21 protein-coding genes are annotated in these 15,247 nt (G+C 66.4%); 9 read left to right on the forward strand and 12 right to left on the reverse strand.

Annotation, left to right across the window (positions count from 1 at the left end; translation table 11 throughout):
- The first annotated feature begins 160 nt into the window (after positions 1-160).
- Genes AC3WLC_RS19765 through AC3WLC_RS19785 form a run of 5 tightly spaced genes read left to right on the forward strand, consistent with a single transcriptional unit; the run spans position 161 to position 2,814 of the window.
- Positions 161-772: a glutathione S-transferase family protein gene (locus AC3WLC_RS19765; protein WP_493685618.1), complete on the forward strand. Its 612-nt coding sequence runs from the start codon at positions 161-163 to the stop codon at positions 770-772.
- A gap of 2 nt (positions 773-774) precedes the next feature.
- Positions 775-1,239 carry a hypothetical protein gene (locus tag AC3WLC_RS19770; protein WP_493685619.1) on the forward strand — a complete coding sequence of 155 codons (465 nt, stop codon included), beginning with the start codon at positions 775-777 and terminating at the stop codon, positions 1,237-1,239.
- 20 nt (positions 1,240-1,259) lie between these two features.
- Entirely contained in the window at positions 1,260-1,709 is a 450-nt protein-coding gene (locus AC3WLC_RS19775; protein ID WP_493685620.1) for a hypothetical protein, read from the forward strand.
- A complete protein-coding gene (locus tag AC3WLC_RS19780) occupies positions 1,706-2,173 on the forward strand; it encodes a hypothetical protein (protein ID WP_493685621.1) in 468 nt (155 codons plus the stop codon). Before AC3WLC_RS19775 ends, AC3WLC_RS19780 begins: the two co-directional genes overlap by 4 nt.
- A complete protein-coding gene (locus tag AC3WLC_RS19785) occupies positions 2,170-2,814 on the forward strand; it encodes a uracil-DNA glycosylase family protein (RefSeq protein WP_493685622.1) in 645 nt (214 codons plus the stop codon). Before AC3WLC_RS19780 ends, AC3WLC_RS19785 begins: the two co-directional genes overlap by 4 nt.
- Positions 2,815-2,921: 107 nt before the next feature.
- Here the strand turns inward: AC3WLC_RS19785 and AC3WLC_RS19790 are convergent, their stop codons facing one another.
- Positions 2,922-3,788, reverse strand: a complete 867-nt coding sequence (locus AC3WLC_RS19790; protein ID WP_493685623.1) for an NAD(P)-dependent oxidoreductase — start codon at positions 3,786-3,788, stop codon at positions 2,922-2,924.
- 152 nt (positions 3,789-3,940) lie between these two features.
- Between AC3WLC_RS19790 and map the strand changes: the two genes are divergently transcribed.
- Positions 3,941-4,693, forward strand: coding sequence for a type I methionyl aminopeptidase (gene map / locus AC3WLC_RS19795; protein WP_493685624.1), 753 nt, complete (start codon positions 3,941-3,943; stop codon positions 4,691-4,693).
- A 4-nt stretch (positions 4,694-4,697) separates the two neighbouring features.
- On the opposite strand, the gene AC3WLC_RS19800 is transcribed toward map, so the two are convergent.
- From AC3WLC_RS19800 to AC3WLC_RS19835, 8 genes are all read right to left on the reverse strand, one after another.
- Positions 4,698-4,985: a type II toxin-antitoxin system RelE/ParE family toxin gene (locus AC3WLC_RS19800; protein WP_493685625.1), complete on the reverse strand. Its 288-nt coding sequence runs from the start codon at positions 4,983-4,985 to the stop codon at positions 4,698-4,700.
- Complete coding sequence (locus AC3WLC_RS19805; protein WP_493685626.1) at positions 4,985-5,239, reverse strand: type II toxin-antitoxin system ParD family antitoxin; 255 nt, start codon at positions 5,237-5,239, stop codon at positions 4,985-4,987. The genes AC3WLC_RS19800 and AC3WLC_RS19805 overlap by 1 nt, the downstream gene beginning before the upstream one ends.
- Positions 5,240-5,302: 63 nt before the next feature.
- Positions 5,303-6,019, reverse strand: a complete 717-nt coding sequence (locus tag AC3WLC_RS19810) for an ABC transporter permease (RefSeq protein WP_493685627.1) — start codon at positions 6,017-6,019, stop codon at positions 5,303-5,305.
- A complete protein-coding gene (locus AC3WLC_RS19815; RefSeq protein ID WP_346363417.1) occupies positions 6,016-6,726 on the reverse strand; it encodes an ABC transporter permease in 711 nt (236 codons plus the stop codon). Before AC3WLC_RS19815 ends, AC3WLC_RS19810 begins: the two co-directional genes overlap by 4 nt.
- Positions 6,727-6,904: 178 nt before the next feature.
- Complete coding sequence (locus tag AC3WLC_RS19820; RefSeq protein WP_493685628.1) at positions 6,905-7,678, reverse strand: transporter substrate-binding domain-containing protein; 774 nt, start codon at positions 7,676-7,678, stop codon at positions 6,905-6,907.
- A gap of 235 nt (positions 7,679-7,913) precedes the next feature.
- Positions 7,914-9,113: an ornithine--oxo-acid transaminase gene (rocD, locus tag AC3WLC_RS19825; RefSeq protein WP_493685629.1), complete on the reverse strand. Its 1,200-nt coding sequence runs from the start codon at positions 9,111-9,113 to the stop codon at positions 7,914-7,916.
- Between the two features lie 140 nt (positions 9,114-9,253).
- Entirely contained in the window at positions 9,254-9,952 is a 699-nt protein-coding gene (locus tag AC3WLC_RS19830; RefSeq protein ID WP_493685630.1) for a hypothetical protein, read from the reverse strand.
- Positions 9,952-10,188 (reverse strand): hypothetical protein, encoded by a 237-nt coding sequence (locus AC3WLC_RS19835; protein WP_493685631.1) that lies wholly within the window; start codon positions 10,186-10,188, stop codon positions 9,952-9,954. The genes AC3WLC_RS19830 and AC3WLC_RS19835 overlap by 1 nt, the downstream gene beginning before the upstream one ends.
- A 157-nt stretch (positions 10,189-10,345) precedes the next feature.
- On the opposite strand from AC3WLC_RS19835, the gene AC3WLC_RS19840 reads away from it, so the two are divergent.
- A complete protein-coding gene (locus AC3WLC_RS19840; protein WP_493685632.1) occupies positions 10,346-10,948 on the forward strand; it encodes a TetR/AcrR family transcriptional regulator in 603 nt (200 codons plus the stop codon).
- 2 nt (positions 10,949-10,950) lie between these two features.
- On the opposite strand, the gene AC3WLC_RS19845 is transcribed toward AC3WLC_RS19840, so the two are convergent.
- Both AC3WLC_RS19845 and AC3WLC_RS19850 read right to left on the reverse strand, forming a co-directional pair.
- Positions 10,951-12,180, reverse strand: coding sequence for an MFS transporter (locus tag AC3WLC_RS19845; protein ID WP_493685633.1), 1,230 nt, complete (start codon positions 12,178-12,180; stop codon positions 10,951-10,953).
- Between the two features lie 164 nt (positions 12,181-12,344).
- Positions 12,345-13,337 (reverse strand): ornithine cyclodeaminase family protein, encoded by a 993-nt coding sequence (locus AC3WLC_RS19850; protein WP_493685634.1) that lies wholly within the window; start codon positions 13,335-13,337, stop codon positions 12,345-12,347.
- A gap of 139 nt (positions 13,338-13,476) precedes the next feature.
- Here AC3WLC_RS19850 and AC3WLC_RS19855 point away from each other — a divergent pair, with 139 nt between their 5' ends.
- The gene (locus AC3WLC_RS19855) at positions 13,477-13,938 is read left to right on the forward strand and encodes an Lrp/AsnC family transcriptional regulator (protein ID WP_110490538.1); all 462 of its coding nucleotides are present in this window, start codon (positions 13,477-13,479) and stop codon (positions 13,936-13,938) included.
- Positions 13,939-13,950: 12 nt separating this feature from the next.
- Here AC3WLC_RS19855 and AC3WLC_RS19860 read toward each other — a convergent pair whose 3' ends face one another.
- A complete protein-coding gene (locus AC3WLC_RS19860) occupies positions 13,951-14,538 on the reverse strand; it encodes an isochorismatase family protein (RefSeq protein ID WP_493685635.1) in 588 nt (195 codons plus the stop codon).
- 74 nt (positions 14,539-14,612) lie between these two features.
- Here AC3WLC_RS19860 and AC3WLC_RS19865 point away from each other — a divergent pair, with 74 nt between their 5' ends.
- Positions 14,613-15,236 carry a TetR/AcrR family transcriptional regulator gene (locus tag AC3WLC_RS19865; RefSeq protein ID WP_493685636.1) on the forward strand — a complete coding sequence of 208 codons (624 nt, stop codon included), beginning with the start codon at positions 14,613-14,615 and terminating at the stop codon, positions 15,234-15,236.
- Positions 15,237-15,247 lie beyond the last annotated feature (11 nt).

Genomic DNA, 15,247 nt, shown 5'->3' on the forward strand with positions numbered 1-15,247 from the left:
CGGCATGGCTGGCGCTGCCTCCCAGGTAACAATCTCGGCAGGGGCTCGCTTGTTCCAGTCTGGCGCGTCGTCTTACCGCCGTGTTTGCAGGCTGAACTCTTGACAGGGCAGCGGCAGCACCGTGAAACCGCCATGTCCAAGATGGCGAAAGGCTAGGGGCATGAAGCTCTATGACGGTGGGCGGGCGCCCAATCCACGGCGGGTCCGCATCTTCTTCGCCGAGAAGGGCGTGCCGCTGCCCGAGCTCATCCCGGTCGATATCGCCAAGAAGGAGCACCGGACGCCGGAATTCACCCGGATCAACCCGTCGCAGCGCCTGCCGGTGCTGCTGCTGGAGGACGGCACGGCGCTGGCCGAGACCATCGCGATCTGCCGCTATATCGAGAGCCTGCATCCAACGCCGCCGCTGTTCGGCGCCGCGCCCAGGGAAGCGGCCCTGATCGAGATGTGGAACCGCCGCATCGAACTCGGCCTGTTTACGGCGGTCGCGGCGGTGTTCCGCCACAGTCACCCGGCCATGGCCGAACTCGAGGACCAGGTGCCGGCATGGGCCGAGGCCAGCCGCGATCAGATCGACGATCATCTCGTGCTGCTCGACCTGCAGCTTGGCGCCAACCGCTTCGTCTGCGGCGACGAGCTGACGGTCGCCGACATCACCGCCGGCATCGCCATCGACTTCATGAAGCCCTCGCGCATCCCGCTGCCGGAGGACTTCGCCAATATCCGGCGCTGGCACGAGGAGCTCTCGGCCAGGCCGAGCTGGAAGGTCTGACCATGCGCCTGCTGGCGGTCCTGCTCGCTCTGATGGTCCCGGTCGCCGCCACGGCGATGGAGAAGCTGACGGGCGAGCAGATCAACCGCGCCTTCACCGGCAACACGGTCAGCGGCCGCTACACCGGCGGCGGCTTCTTCACTGAATACCACGACCCCGACGGCCGGGCGCTCGGCAATAACGGCTGGCAGGAAAACCGCGACGCCTGCTGGATCACCAAGGGCGACGCGGTCTGCTATTATTACGGCCCGCCGGAGGAGCGCACGACGCATTGCTTCACGGTCGAGCTGACGGACCGGCTCTACATCCTGCGCAATGTCGGCGATGGCCGGATCAATGCGATTGCGACCGTCGAGTCCGCCAATCCGCGCAACCATACCGATGGCGGCAAGCCCTGGTATTGCGACGGGCTGATCTCGCGCGGCCCGCAAGGTCCGCTGATGTCGCGGCGCGTGGCGGCCAGATGAGGCGGCTCGGAGCGGTCGCTGTGCTTCTGGGGCTGTGCGCTTCGGCCACCAGCGTGTTCGCAGTCGAGCGCCTGACCGGCCAACAGATCCGCCAGCTCTTCGACGGCAATACGGTCGCCGGCCGCTACAATAACGGCCTGCCGTTCAGCGAGTACCATCATCAGGACGGGCGCGCGACCGGGCATAACCGGCATGTGGAGAACACCGACGCCTGCTGGACCACGACGGATGATGCGGTCTGCTATTATTACGGCCCATTCGAATCCCGCCGGACCTATTGCTTCAACGTGGAGCGCAGTGGCTCGCTCTATGTGCTGAAGACCTATCGGACCGGCCGCATCAACGCCATCGCCACCATTCAGCCCGGCGACCCGGAGAAGCACGCGGAGAAGGCGCCGGCCTGGCATTGCGACGGCTTGATCTCGCAGGCGCAGCCGCCGGCGCTGTCGTCGCGGCTCGCTTCGCGATGAGGTTTTCGGCGCTGGCGCTGCTGCTCGGGCTTGCGGTCTCGGGAAGCGAGGCATTCGCCGTCGAGCGGCTGACCGGCGAGCAGATGCGCCAGCTCGTCGAGGGCAATACGGCGACCGGGCGCTACAGCAGCGGCGAGACCTTCAGCGAGTACCATCACCCTGACGGGCGGGTGAGCGGCTACAACCGCGATCGCGCGACGCCGAACCGGGATGCCTGCTGGACCACGACCGATGATGCGATCTGCTACTATTACGGCCCGATCGAGACCCGGCAGACCTACTGCTTCACCGTCGAGCGCAGCGGCTCGCTCTATGTGCCGCGCAGCGTCGCCAGTGGCGACATCATCGGCGCCTTCACCGTCCGGCCCGGCGATCCCGAGAAGCATGCCGACAGGGTGCCGGCCTGGTATTGCGACGGGCTGATCTCGCAGCGCCCTGGCCGGGGGCGGCTGGCCGGGCGATGAGCAGCGGGGAGGGGGCAGAAGCGCCGGAGACGCTCGACGACGTCCTCGCCGAGTTGCGCGCCTGCCGGATCTGCCGGGACGAGCCGGTCCGCCTGCCGCGCCTGCCGCATGAGCCGCGCCCGGTGATCCAGGCTGAGGCGAGCGCCCGCCTCTTGATCGCGAGCCAGGCGCCGGGCACGCGGGTCCACGCTAGCGGCAGGCCCTTCACCGATCGCTCGGGCGACCGACTGCGCGACTGGCTCGGCCTCGATCATGCCCGCTTCTACGATGCCTCGCGCGTCGCGATCGTGCCGATGGGCCATTGTTTTCCGGGACTCGACGGCAAGGGCGGCGACCTGCCGCCGCGTCGTGAATGCGCGCCGGCCTGGCGAAGCCGCGTGCTCGCGGGCCTGCCGAATATCGAGCTCGTGCTGGTGATCGGCCGCTATGCGCAAGCCTGGCATCTCGGGCCCAAGGCTGCAGCCGACCTGACGGCAACCGTCGCCGACTGGCGCAACATCTTCGCCGGGGAGCGCCGGCCGCGTGTCCTGCCTCTGCCGCACCCCTCCTGGCGCAACAATGGCTGGCTTCGCAAGAACCCCTGGTTCGAGGCGGAGCTGGTGCCGGTGCTGCGGGCGGAGGTGGCGCGGCTGGTCGGGTAGGCGGATCCGTCATTGCGAGGAGCGTGAGCGACGAAGCAATCCAGGGGTGGCAGAGCTCTACGTCCTCCTGGATTGCTTCGCTTCGCTCGCAATGACGGTGTCGGCGCCTACGGCTCCAGCCGCTTCAGCAGGCTCGACGTATCCCAGCGCCCACCGCCGAGCTTCTGCACATCGGCATAGAACTGGTCGACCAGCGCGGTGACGGGCAGGCGGGCATGGTTGCGGCGGGCTTCGTCGAGCACGATGCCCAGATCCTTGCGCATCCAGTCGACGGCGAAGCCGAAATCGAACTTGTCGGCGTTCATCGTCTTGCCGCGGTTCTCCATCTGCCAGGAGCCGGCGGCGCCCTTCGAGATCACCTCCAGCATGGCCTCGACATCGAGGCCGGCGCGCTTGGCGAAGTGGACGCCCTCGGACAGGCCCTGGACCAGGCCGGCGATGCAGATCTGGTTGACCATCTTGGTGAGCTGGCCGGAGCCGGCCGGGCCCATCAGCCGGCACATGCGGGCAAAGCTCGCGATCACCGGCTCGACCTTGGCATAGACTGCGGAGTCGCCGCCGCACATCACGGTCAGCACGCCGTTCTCGGCGCCGGCCTGTCCGCCGGAGACCGGTGCGTCGATGAAGCCGAAGCCGGCTGCGGTCGCTGCCGCGTCGAGCTCGCGCGCGACGTTGGCGGAAGCGGTGGTATGGTCGACAAAGACCGTACCCTTGCCCATCGCGGCGAAGGCGCCGTTCTCAGCCGTCGTCACCGAGCGCAGATCGTCGTCATTGCCGACGCAAGCGAACACGATCTCCTGGCCCTCGGCCGCCTGGGCCGGCGTCGGCGCGTAGACGCCGCCATGCTGGGCCACCCACTTCTGCGCCTTCTCCGGCGAGCGGTTATAGACGGTGACCTCGTGGCCCTTGGCCTTGAGATGGCCGGCCATGGGATAGCCCATCACGCCGAGACCGAGGAAAGCGACTTTGGCCATGGGACTGCTCCGTTCATGCTCAAGGAGGTTCGGTCGGGCTTTAGCGCGTGCCCGCCGGGCTGGGAAGCCGCGCCGGCGTGATAGCACCGATCCGGAAAGCGGATCGCCGGCAAGCGCTTGCCGCTTTCGCCGAAATCGGTCAGGAACCCGCCATGACCATCACCAATGATGACGAGCTCCAGGGCCTGCGCGAGATCGGCCGCATCGTCGCCGACACACTGGCGGCGATGGGCAAGGCGCTCGAACCGGGCATAACCACGGCCGAGCTCGATGCGATCGGCCGCGCCATGCTGGACAAGCACGGCGCGTTCTCGGCTCCCGAGACTGTCTACGGTTTCCCCGGCGCTACCTGCATCAGTATCAACGAGGAGGTCGCGCACGGCATCCCCGGCGAGCGCCGGATCATGGCGGGCGACCTCGTCAACATCGACGTCTCCGCCGAGAAGGCCGGCTATTTCTCCGATACGGGCGCGTCCTTCACGGTGCCGCCGGTCGATCGCCGCATCGAGAAGCTCTGCCGCGACGGCAAGCGTGCGCTCTGGGCCGGGCTCGGCCAGGTCGGCGCCGGCAAGCCGATCGCCGGGATTGGCGAGGCCGTCGGCCGCTTCGCCCAGAAGAACGGCTATACGCTGGTGCGCAACCTCGCCAGCCACGGCATCGGCCACTCGCTGCACGAAGAGCCGAAGGAGATCGCGACCTGGCCCGAGCGCTCCGAGCGCCGCGTCATGCAGAAAGGGCTGGTCTTCACCGTCGAGCCGTTCCTGTCACTCGGCGCCGACTGGGCCGAGCATGTCGAGGGCGACCGCTGGACCCTCTATTCGGAGCCGCGCGCGCCGACTGTGCAGTACGAGCACACCGTGGTCGCGACCGCCAACGGGCCGCTGGTTCTGACCTTGCCGGGGTGAGTGACTAGACTTCGGCCCAATCTTCATGCGCGTGGCGGATACGGGCGATCAGGACACTACCGTCTTGTTCGACACGATAGACCACGAGATGCGCCTTGAACGGGTAGATGCGCATCGGCGGCGATAGCTCCCTGCGCTCCCGTGCGATGCAGGGATAGGCGGCGATCATGTCGAAGATCGCGAACAGCTCGTCATGGTATCGTCGGGCCTGGGCCGGACCGAACAGGCGTATTCCCTGCTCGGCGATGCCGATGATGTCTTCTTTGGCTGCCAGCGACAGGCGAAAGCGCACTATCGATTGCCGGACGGAGTGGCCGCGCGCTGGAGGGCGGCGGCAAAGAGCGCGTCGCTTGAATCTGTACTGACCCCGCTGTTCAGGCCTTCGTCTACGAAACGCTGCATCGCAGCGACCTTGTCGTTGCGCTCCTGATCCCGGCGGATCAGGTCACGCACATAGTCGCTCGCATTGGCATAGCGCCCTGTTTTGGTCTGAGCCTCGACCCAGTCCTTCATCGAAGCCGGCAAGGACACGTTCATCGTCGCCATATCGATCTCCATAAAGGTCGATCTTGGCAATCTTTGGCAAGGATTGTCAAATTCTGTATCGTATCACCTCACCGCCATATGCCGCGTCAGCCTGATCTCGATCCGGTCCCAGACCCGCCGGATGATCTCGGTCAGCACGAGATAGATCAGCGCGGCATAGAGATAGATCGACAGGTCGAAGGAACGCGCGAAGGCAAGGCGCGTCGCGCCCATCAGGTCGAACAGCGTCACCAGCGAGGCGATGGCGCTCGCCTTGATCATCACGATCAGCTCGTTGCCGAGGGGGCGCAGCGCCAGGATCATAGCCTGCGGCAGGATCACCCGGCGCAGCGTCGCCCAGCGATGCAGGCCGAGCGCTAGCGCACCCTCGAACTGGCCGCGCGGGATCGACTGGATCGCGCCGCGCAGGATCTCGGCCTGATAGGCGGCGGTGTTGATCGTGAAAGTGAAGAGGGCGCAGTAGAACGGCTCGCGGAAGAACCACCAAAGGCCGATATCCTGCCAGAACAGCCGGAACTGGCCGAAGCCGTAATAGACCAGGAAGAGCTGGCAGAGCAGCGGCGTGCCGCGAAAGAAGGTGGTGTAGCCGTTGATCGCGATCTGCGCCCAGCGCGGCCCATAGAGCCTGGTGATGGCGAGGCCGATCGCCAGCACGAAGCCGAACGCGACCGAGAGCACCACCAGCTCGAAGGTGAGCCACAGGCCATTCGCCATGCGGCAGCCATAGTTCTGCAGGACCTCGCTGCCGATCAGATAGCCGGGATATTCGCACCAGTTCATCGCGTCGCTCCGCCGAAGGCGGCGAAGCCGCGATTGGTGCGTTGTTCGAGCTTGCCGATGCCCCAGGCCGAGACCAGCGAGAAGAAGAAGTAGAGCAGCATCGCCGTGCCGAAGAACAGAAACGGCTCCTTGGTCACGACATTGGCGCGCGTCGCGATGAACATGATGTCCTGCAGCGTGATCACCGAGATCAGCGAGGTCTCCTTCAGCAGCACCATCCAGTTGTTGCCGAGGCCGGGCAGGGCGACGCGGATCAATTGCGGGAAGACGACGAGCCGGAAGGCCTGCGCCTTCGACAGGCCGAGCGCCGAGGCCGCCTCGCGCTGGCCCTTCTGGATCGAGTTCAGCGCACCGACCCAGACCTCGCTGGAGAAGGCGGCGAGTACCATGCCGAGCGCGACCATGCCGGCGACGAAAGGCGGGATCGAGAAGCCGGTCCAGACCTTCTGCACCAGCACCTGGATGCCGAAATAGATGATGTAGAGCGTCAGCAGCTCGGGCACGCCACGGAAGACAGTAGTGTAGATCGTCGCCAGCGAGCGCAGCAGCATGCTGTCCGAGCGCTTCCACAGCGCGATGATCAGGCCGAGCGCCAGGCCGAAGGGCAGGGTCGCGAGCGCGACCGAGATGGTGTTGGCCGCGCCTTGCAGCAGGGCCCAGCCCCAGCCGCCGGGGCCGAAGCCGAGCAGAGCGAGTTTGTCGAACATGGGAGGGCCGGCGCGCGAGGGACTGGAGCGTTTCCAGGCTAAGTGGATACCGGTTCGCCGTCCGGAAACGCGACAATGCAAGGAGCTGGAGTAAATCCGCGGTTCGAAGAAGCGTGGATTTTTTTCCGGAACCCGCCGGCCTGGACCGGCCGGCGGGCGGGCGTCAGCGGAGGTCAGCTCACTCGTACTTGAACCACTTGGCCTCGAGCTTCTTCAGCGAACCGTCGGCGACGGTCTCGGCGATCGCCTTGTTGACGAGGTCCTTCAGCGCGGCGTCGGACTTGCGCACGGCGCCGGCGACGCCCGCGCCATGGATCGCGTCGTCGCGGGGCACTTCGGCGATCCGCTTGCAGCAATCCTTGCCCTGGCCCTTCAGGAAGTCGGCGAGGGCGAGCGCATCGGCGACGATGTAGTCGAGGCGGCCGTTGAGCAGGTCGAGATTGGCCTCTTCCTGGGTCGGATAGAGGCGCGCGGTCGAGTCCTTGTAGAACTTCTCGACATAGTTGGCGTGGATGGTCGAGCCCTGCGCGCCGATCGACTTGCCCTTCAGGGTGGCGGGCGAGATGTCGCTGGAGGCGGTGCTCTTGGGGCCGATCATCCAGATCGGCGTCTTGCTGTAGGGCGTGGTGAAGTCGACCTGCTTCTTGCGTTCCTCGGTGGCGTTCATGCCGGCGAGGATGATGTCGTACTTGTTCGCCTGCAGCGCCGGGATGATGCCGTCCCAATCCTGCACGACCCAGCTGCACTTCACCTTCAGCTTCTCACAGAGAAGGTTGCCGTAGTCGATCTCGAAGCCTTCCAGCTCCTTCTTGGCGTTGAGGTTGTTGTAGGGCGGATAGGCGCCCTCCGTGCCGATTCGGATTTCCTTCCATTCCTTCGCCTGGGCGAGTGCGCCCGTGGCGCCGGCGACCGTAAGCGCCGCGGCAGCAATGAATTTTGCGAAACCTTTCATGGGACCTCCCCTTGGATCTGGCCGATCGGGCGTTTCGAGTTCCCGCATCGGTTTGTGCGCGACAGCTTGTGCGATCATCGGGGCGGGCCGCAAGTAGGCTCTTGCAGCTTTTCCGAGCGTGCCCGCACAAGGATCGTGCAAGGCAAGGCGCTGTTCTTGTTGTTGAATCGGACCGCGGCGACGGCTTTTCCCGCCTGCTGGCCAGGGCCGCCGCACACGGATTTTGTTGCGACGCTCAGCGGGCGCGCTCGGCGAAGACGCTTTCGCAGCGTTCCAGCCCCCAATCCAGCTCGTCGCGGCTGATCGTCAGCGGCGGTGCGAAGCGGATGGTGCGCTCATGCGTCTCCTTGGTCAGCACGCCGGCATCGGCGAGACGTGCGACGATCTTTTTCGCATCGCCGGCGCCGGGCGCGATCTCGACGCCGACCCAGAGGCCACGTCCGCGCACCTCGCTGGCGAGTCCTATCGTCATCGCGACGAGCCGCTGCTTCATATAGGCGCCGAGCTCGGCCGAGCGTTCGACGAGCTTCTCCTCCTCGATGACGGACAGCGCTTCATGGCCGATCGCAGCGGCGAGTGCATTGCCGCCGAAGGTCGAGCCATGTGAGCCCGGCCCGAACAAGTGCATCACCGCGCGCGAAGCCAGGAAGGCCGAGACCGGATAGACCCCGCCGCCCAGCGCCTTGCCGACGATCAGTCCGTCCGGCTTCACCCCTTCATGCTGATGCGCGAACCAGTGGCCGGTGCGGCCGAGGCCGGACTGGATCTCGTCGAGGATCAAGAGGACGTTGTGGCGGTCGCAGAGCGTCCGAAGCGCCAGGAGATAGCCGTCCGGCGGCAGCACGATGCCGGCCTCGCCCTGGATCGGCTCGATCATGATCGCGGCTGTGTTCGGCGTGATCGCAGCCTCGGCTGCGGCCGCATCGCCGAAAGGCACGCTGGCGAAGCCCGGCGCGAACGGGCCGAAGCCGTCGCGGTAGCTCTCATCGGTCGAGAAGCCGACGATCGTGGTGGTGCGGCCGTGGAAATTGTTGTCGGCGACGATGATCTCAGCCTTGCCGTCGGCGATGCCCTTGACCTTGTGGCCCCAGCGCCGGGCGGCCTTGATCGCGGTCTCGACCGCTTCGGCGCCGGTGTTCATCGGCAGCGCCATCTCCTGGCCGGCGACGGCGCAGAGCTTGGCCAGGAACGGCCCGAGCGGCTCGGTATGGAAGGCGCGGCTGGTGACGGCGAGGCGTTTCGCCTGCTCGGTCAGCACCTTGAGGATGCGCGGATGGCCATGGCCGAGGCTGACGGCGGAATAGCCGCTCATCATGTCGAGGCGCCTGACGCCGGCGACGTCGGTGAGCCAGACCCCTTCGCCATGGGAGAGCATGATCGGCAAGGGCGCGTAGTTCTGGGCACAGACCTCGCGTTCGAGCACGATCGCATTCATGGCGGTTCTCCCTCGTTTCCCCGAGGGTAGGCCTGAGCAGGCGACGGAGCCGGCTGGAAGCGCCGGCTCCTGCAGCCGAATCTGTCGAGTTTGCGACAGATTCGGGTATCGGCGAGTGGTGCAGGGTATGCTGGGGCCGGTCAGGGCAGGTTGATGCCGTTCTCAGCGAGCCAGGCGTCGTGCAGCCATTTTTCGGTCTTGCGGTGGCCGGGGAACGTCACCCAGACGATGTCGCGCTCGAACACCATGACCTTGCGGTCGGTCCCGACGATGACCCACATCCAACGCCCATCGGCCTTGTTGCGCATCTTCACCTTCATGCCGGTGAGTGTGAGGTTTTCGGTTCTGCCGTTGCGCGCGGCGCGGAGCGGTTCATCATGCGGCTCGATCCAGCTGATCTCGAGCAGCGGCAGCAGCTCGGGCGCCGCCGTACGCAGGAAATCCAGGGCGATGGCCTGCGTTTCCTGCCGCGAGGGCAGCTGGCCGCCGACCAAATCGAGGTCCATGCGGGCAAAGCCCTTCAGGCGGCCGTCCTCCGCGATGACCATGCTGAAATGCTCGCCGCCGAGGGTCGCGTTGCGACCATCGCTCCGCCGATAGCGGACGAGCTCGGCCGGCTCGCCGTCGACCGCGACGCGGCGCCGGGCGAACTCGGCATAGCCGGTCGGCATGAAGGCGCCGGACGTCGCGGCGACGGGTTGAGGGACGAGCGTTGCAGTGGTCACGGCGTTCCCTCTTTCCCGGTTCGTGAAGGCAAGGGCGGTGCTGCTGGTGGCGGCGAGCTGGCTGCCAAGGAGCGCGATTGCGCCGGCCAGTGGGATTGCGAGGTGGCCGAACATCACGAGCGCACCTCAGTGCCGGAAGCGGCCGCACGGCGCGCCAACGGCATCACCAAATAGACCATGCCGAGCACCATGGGCGGGACGGCGAGGGCGGTGACGGACCAGATCGACCAGCCGGCCGTGACCGGCGCCAGCAGGGCCAGGATGGCGTTGATCAGCAGATAGGCGCCGAGCATCAGCGTTCCCAGGAAACGCAGGCGGGCGAGAATGGGGTTGCGGGCAAGGGCGGTCATGCTCATCTCCATAACGGAACGTTCCGTTTCGTTTATATTGATAGATACGGTCCGTTTCGATATCAAGTCGCTCTCTGCAAGATCGTGCTTGCAGAGAGCGTGCTTGCCAGGCGGGTGCGAAAGCGCTGTTGCCGGAACGAAGCGAAAGGGAGCGACCATGAAGGCCGCAAAAGCCGCAACTCCGGTTCGCCGCGCCTCGATCGGCGCGCGTCGTAACCCGGCCTCGCAGGCGGCGATCCTCGCTGCCGCCCGCGCCGTGCTGGCGGAGGAGGGTTATGCCGGCTTTTCGATCGACGCGGTCTCGCGCCGCGCGGGGGCCGGCAAGCCGACGATCTATCGCTGGTGGAAGAACCGCGCCGATCTGCTGATGGAGGTCTATGCGGCGGAGAAGGCCGGTATCCGCGCCGTGCCGAGCGGGAACCTTGCCCAGGATCTCATCGGCCATACGAGCGCGCTTTGGGGCTTCTGGTGCGGCACGCCCTCAGGGCGCACCTTCCGGGCGCTCCTCGCTGAAGCCCAGAGCGATCCCCAGGCACTCGCGGCGCTGCGCGAGAAGTTCCTGCCCGAGCGGCTGCAGGATGTGCGCGGCCTCTTCACCGCTGCGGCTGCGCGCGGCGACATTCCGGCCGATGAGGTCGAGGCCAGGCTCGCGCTCTATATCGGCTTCAACTGGTTCTACGTCCTGACCGACCAGCTCGAGGCCGGGCAAGCCTCGATCCCGGCGGCGATGCGCCTGATCGCGGCGCCGACGCCGCACTGAGATCAGGCGTCGGCAGCCGCCGCTCCGTTGCGCCCCCTCGCGTCCCACGCCGTCACCAGCCAGATCGCGAAACCGGCCAGCGCAAGGCCCGCGCCGACCCAGCCGGTCGAGGTCCAGCCATAGCCGGCGGCGATCGCCATGCCGCCGAGCCAGGGGCCGAGCGCATTGGCGGTGTTGAAGGCGCTGTGGTTCAGCGCTGCCGCCAGCGTCTGCGCATCCCGCGCGACATCCATCAGCCGGGTCTGCAGGGGCGTGCCGAGCCCGCCGCCGCAGCCGATCATGAAGGCGACGACCGAGATCGCCCAGATATTGCCGGCGGCCAGGGGGAAAAGCGCCAGCGAGCCGGCGGTCCAGAGCAGGATGATCGCGATCGAGGTCATCGGCATCCGGTCCGCCAACCAGGCCGCAGCCAAAGTTCCGAAAGTCAGGCCGAGGCCGAAGATCGCCAGCACCGCCGGCACCATCGTCGGCGCGACCTGCGTCACCTCGACCAGCGTCGAGGCGAGATAGGTGTAGACCGCGAACAGGCCACCGAAGCCGACCGCGCCGATCGCCAATGTCAGCCAGACCTGCCGATGGCGCAACGCGCCGAGCTCGCGCAGCGCGCTGGCGCCGGGCTGTGGCCGGTCCTTCGGCGCAAACAAGGCGATCAGGATGACGGTGGTCAGCGCCAGGGCTGTGACGACGCCAAAACCCCAGCGCCAGCCGAGCACCTGGCCGAGCCAGTTCGCCAGCGGCACGCCGAGAATGGTTGCGATCGTCAGCCCGAGCATCACCCGCGCCACGGCGAGCGCCCGCCGGTTCGCCGGAACCAGCGACGCTGCGACCAGCGCCGCGACGCCGAAATAGGCGCCGTGCGGCAGTCCGCTGAGAAAGCGAAACAGCAGCATCCAGCCATAGGTGGGGGCGAGGGCCGAGAGGCCATTGCCGAGCGCGAAGGCCGCCATCAGCGCGATCAAGAGCGTGCGGCGCGACAGCTTCGTCGCCAGCACCGCGATGATCGGGGCGCCGACCACCACGCCGGCGGCATAGACGCTGATCACATGCCCGGCCGTCGGCTCGTCGATCCCCAGCCCCACCGAGAAATAGGGCAGCAGGCTCATCACCGCGAACTCGGCCGTGCCGATGGCAAAGCCGCCCATCGCCAAGGCGAAGAGGACGAGGCCGACACGCGGCGCGGCAGTGGAGCGGGCAGGGCGCGCGAACGCGTCTCCCGTGCTCGAGAGGCTCATGACGATGGTCCGGAATGAATTTTTATGGCGCTGCGCGAGGATGCGCGCATTGCGCCGCAACATATGCTCGCGTCATGCGTGAATCGCAAGGGTTTGCTGATGTATCTGGGTGTAAACAGGAGAGGCATGCTGGTTATGCATGGCTCTCCCAAAGCTCCGTGACTCTACAGCGACAGGGTTCGGCCAATTCCCCGGCGCCTGGCCTCGCGGAACGCGAGGTCGGCCGCGACCATGTCCTCCATCGCGACGCCCATGGCCTTGTAGATGGTGATCTCGCGATCCGAGGTCCGGCCCGGCTGGCGCCCGAGCAACATGGCGCCAAGATCGGTGCCGGCCTCGGGATCGATGCCGGCGAGCTCGCAGCATCCCACCGGGGTCGGTGCGAAAGCCTCGCGCGCCTCGACGAACAGCTTTCCGCGGCCGATCAGGTCGATCGGCAGTTCGCCGCCGGGTGGCGCGACGCCGACCGAAGACACATGCGTTCCCGGTCGGACCCACTCCGCCGAGATCACTGGCGCGTAGGAATGCGTCGCAAGGCAGACGACGTCCGAGGAGCGAACTGCAGCTTCGAGGTCCTGCACCGCAGTGACGCCGGGATGGCGTGAAGCCAGCGCCTGTGCATCGGCGAAATCCTTCGAGAACACCCGGATCTGCTCGAAATCGCGCACCAGCGGCAGCAGGTTGAGGTGCTGGCTGGCCTGGACGCCGGCGCCCACCACGGTTGCGATCCTGGCATCGCGCCTGGAGAGTTCCCGGACCGAGAGGACGGCCGAGCCGGAGGTACGGACCGCCGTGATATAGGTCCCGTCCATGATGCAGACGGGCATTCCCGTCTCCGGATCGAACAGGTGGATCGTCGCGAGGTGGCTCGGGATGCCCTTGGCGATATTGCCTTCGAAGACGTTGACCAGCTTGACGGTCAGATGCATGCCGCGCGTCCAGCCCGGCATCGCCAGCGAATAACCCGCATTGGGAATATCGAGCTGCGGTCGCGCCGGATTGACGACCTTGCCGTCGGAAAGTGCCTTGAACCCGTTCGCGAGCGCGTCGAGCAGCTCGCGCAGGTCGATGCAGTGTCTGACGTCCGCTTCGCTCAGCGTAAGAATCCTGATCTCGCCTTTTGTGTGATTGCTCGATGCGGTTTGCCTGTTGTCCATGATGTCGATCGCCTTGGTTCCGTCCTGGCGTGAGTGCCTTTCAAACGGTATTGCGACGATCTGGTGTGATGAAATATACTGATTTCGGTTCATTTGCGTGATTGTCACGCAATGAAACCCTTTGAAACGTGAATCCAAAATGAGCGATCTGGATCGTATCGACCGCACGCTGCTCGGGCTGTTGCAGGAAGACGGCCGCCGCACCGTGCTCGATCTCGCGCAGCGTGTCGGCTTGTCGCCGACCGGGGCGTCGCAGCGGATCAAGCGCCTCTTCAGCGAGGGCTTCATTCGCGCCGTCAGGGCGGTGCTCGAGCCGTCGAAGATCGGGCGCGGCACGCTCGTCTTCATCGAGGTCAGGCTCGATCACACCGCCCCGCATGTCTTCGACCGCTTCGCCGAAGCGGTCGCGAAGGCGCCCGAGATCATCGAATGCCATATGGTGATCGGCGGGTTCGACTATCTGGTCAAAGCGCGGATCGCGGACATGGCGACGTTCCAGGAGTTCCTGCAGCGGGTCATCCTGCCGCTCCCGGGCGTCAGGGAGACCCATAGCTACGCATCGATCGGCGATGTGAAGCCCGATGCGCTCTTGCCGCTTTGACGGTCGTTGGCTCTACGCAGCCTGGGTGATGGCGCCGACGATCTCGGCAACGCGCCGGACCCGCGAGACGCGCGGCAGGGTCGAGGCAATGGCAAAGGCGTGCAATTCCGCGCCGACCGAGGTCGAGGCGTCCTCGGCGACGATCACGTCATAGCCGTGCTGCCAGGCATCGCGCGCCGTCGATTCGACGCCGAAATTGGTGGCGATGCCGCCGATCACCACCGTCTCGATCCGCCGCCGGCGGAGTTGCAGGTCGAGTTCGGTGCCGTAAAAGGCGCTCCAATGCCGCTTGGTGACGGAGACGGCTGCGGGCAGCGCGGCGATCTCGGGTGTGAGCTCCGACCAGTCGGCCGGAAAGCCGCCTTGCGGGAGCATCATCGGCTGGTCGATGGTCTGCGGCGGCAGGTCGGAGCGGTCCGGCGCGAACGCGACCCGGACCGTCGCGATCAGGCCGCCGACCCTGGCGAAGGCCTGCCCGAGTGCGGCCGTGTTGGCGATGAGCGTTGTCCGGTCATAGGGTGCGAGCGGGAAGGCGAGCGTTCCTTTCTGCATGTCGATGAGGACGAGGGCGGTTTTGCGAGGGTCGAGCTGGAGTGTCATCGGTATCTCCGTCGGGGAGCGCGGCCGAGATGGCCTTTATATGAGGGTATCCTCATGTTTGTAGATTTATGAGTATGGCCTCACAAAATTCAAGCCCCCCGGCGGAGAAAACCGCCAAGGAACCGAGTCGCAGCCGTGGCCTGAAGCGGGTCTCGGCGCTGCTCGATGGCGCCAGCGCCGTCTTTGCCGAAGTCGGATACGAGGCGGCGACGATGACTCAGATCGCTGCCCGTGCCGGCGCCTCGATCGGCTCGCTCTACCAGTTCTTCCCGACCAAGGAGCATGTCGCCGCAGCGCTGCATGCCCGCCATCTCGATGCGCTCGCCGGCATGCTCGATTTGCTCGCGCAAGAAGTGCGCGGGCAGCCGGTCGATGCGGCTGTGGATGCGCTCTTTGCCGGCTTCGTCGCCTATCTCGAAGACAATCCCGCCTTCCTTGCCGTCGGCGAGCGCCGCAGTCTCGATCCTGCCGTCAAGAAGGAGGCGCGCGCCCGTTTGCGCGGCCGCATCGCGGTGTTGCTTACGGCAGTCGAGCCGCCGATGGCCGAGGCGCGCGTCGCCTCGCTCGCTGCGGTAACCTTGCACCTGATCCGCGTCGCGGCACTGCTGCGGGCCGATGACGATGAGAGCGTGCGCGCCCCGGCAATCGCCGAATTGCGCGCCATGCTGAAGGGCCATCTCGCCGGGCAGGAAGTCTGAGGGCAGGGCGG

It is taken from the genome of Allobosea sp. GW821-FHT03A12 (assembly GCF_058986765.1).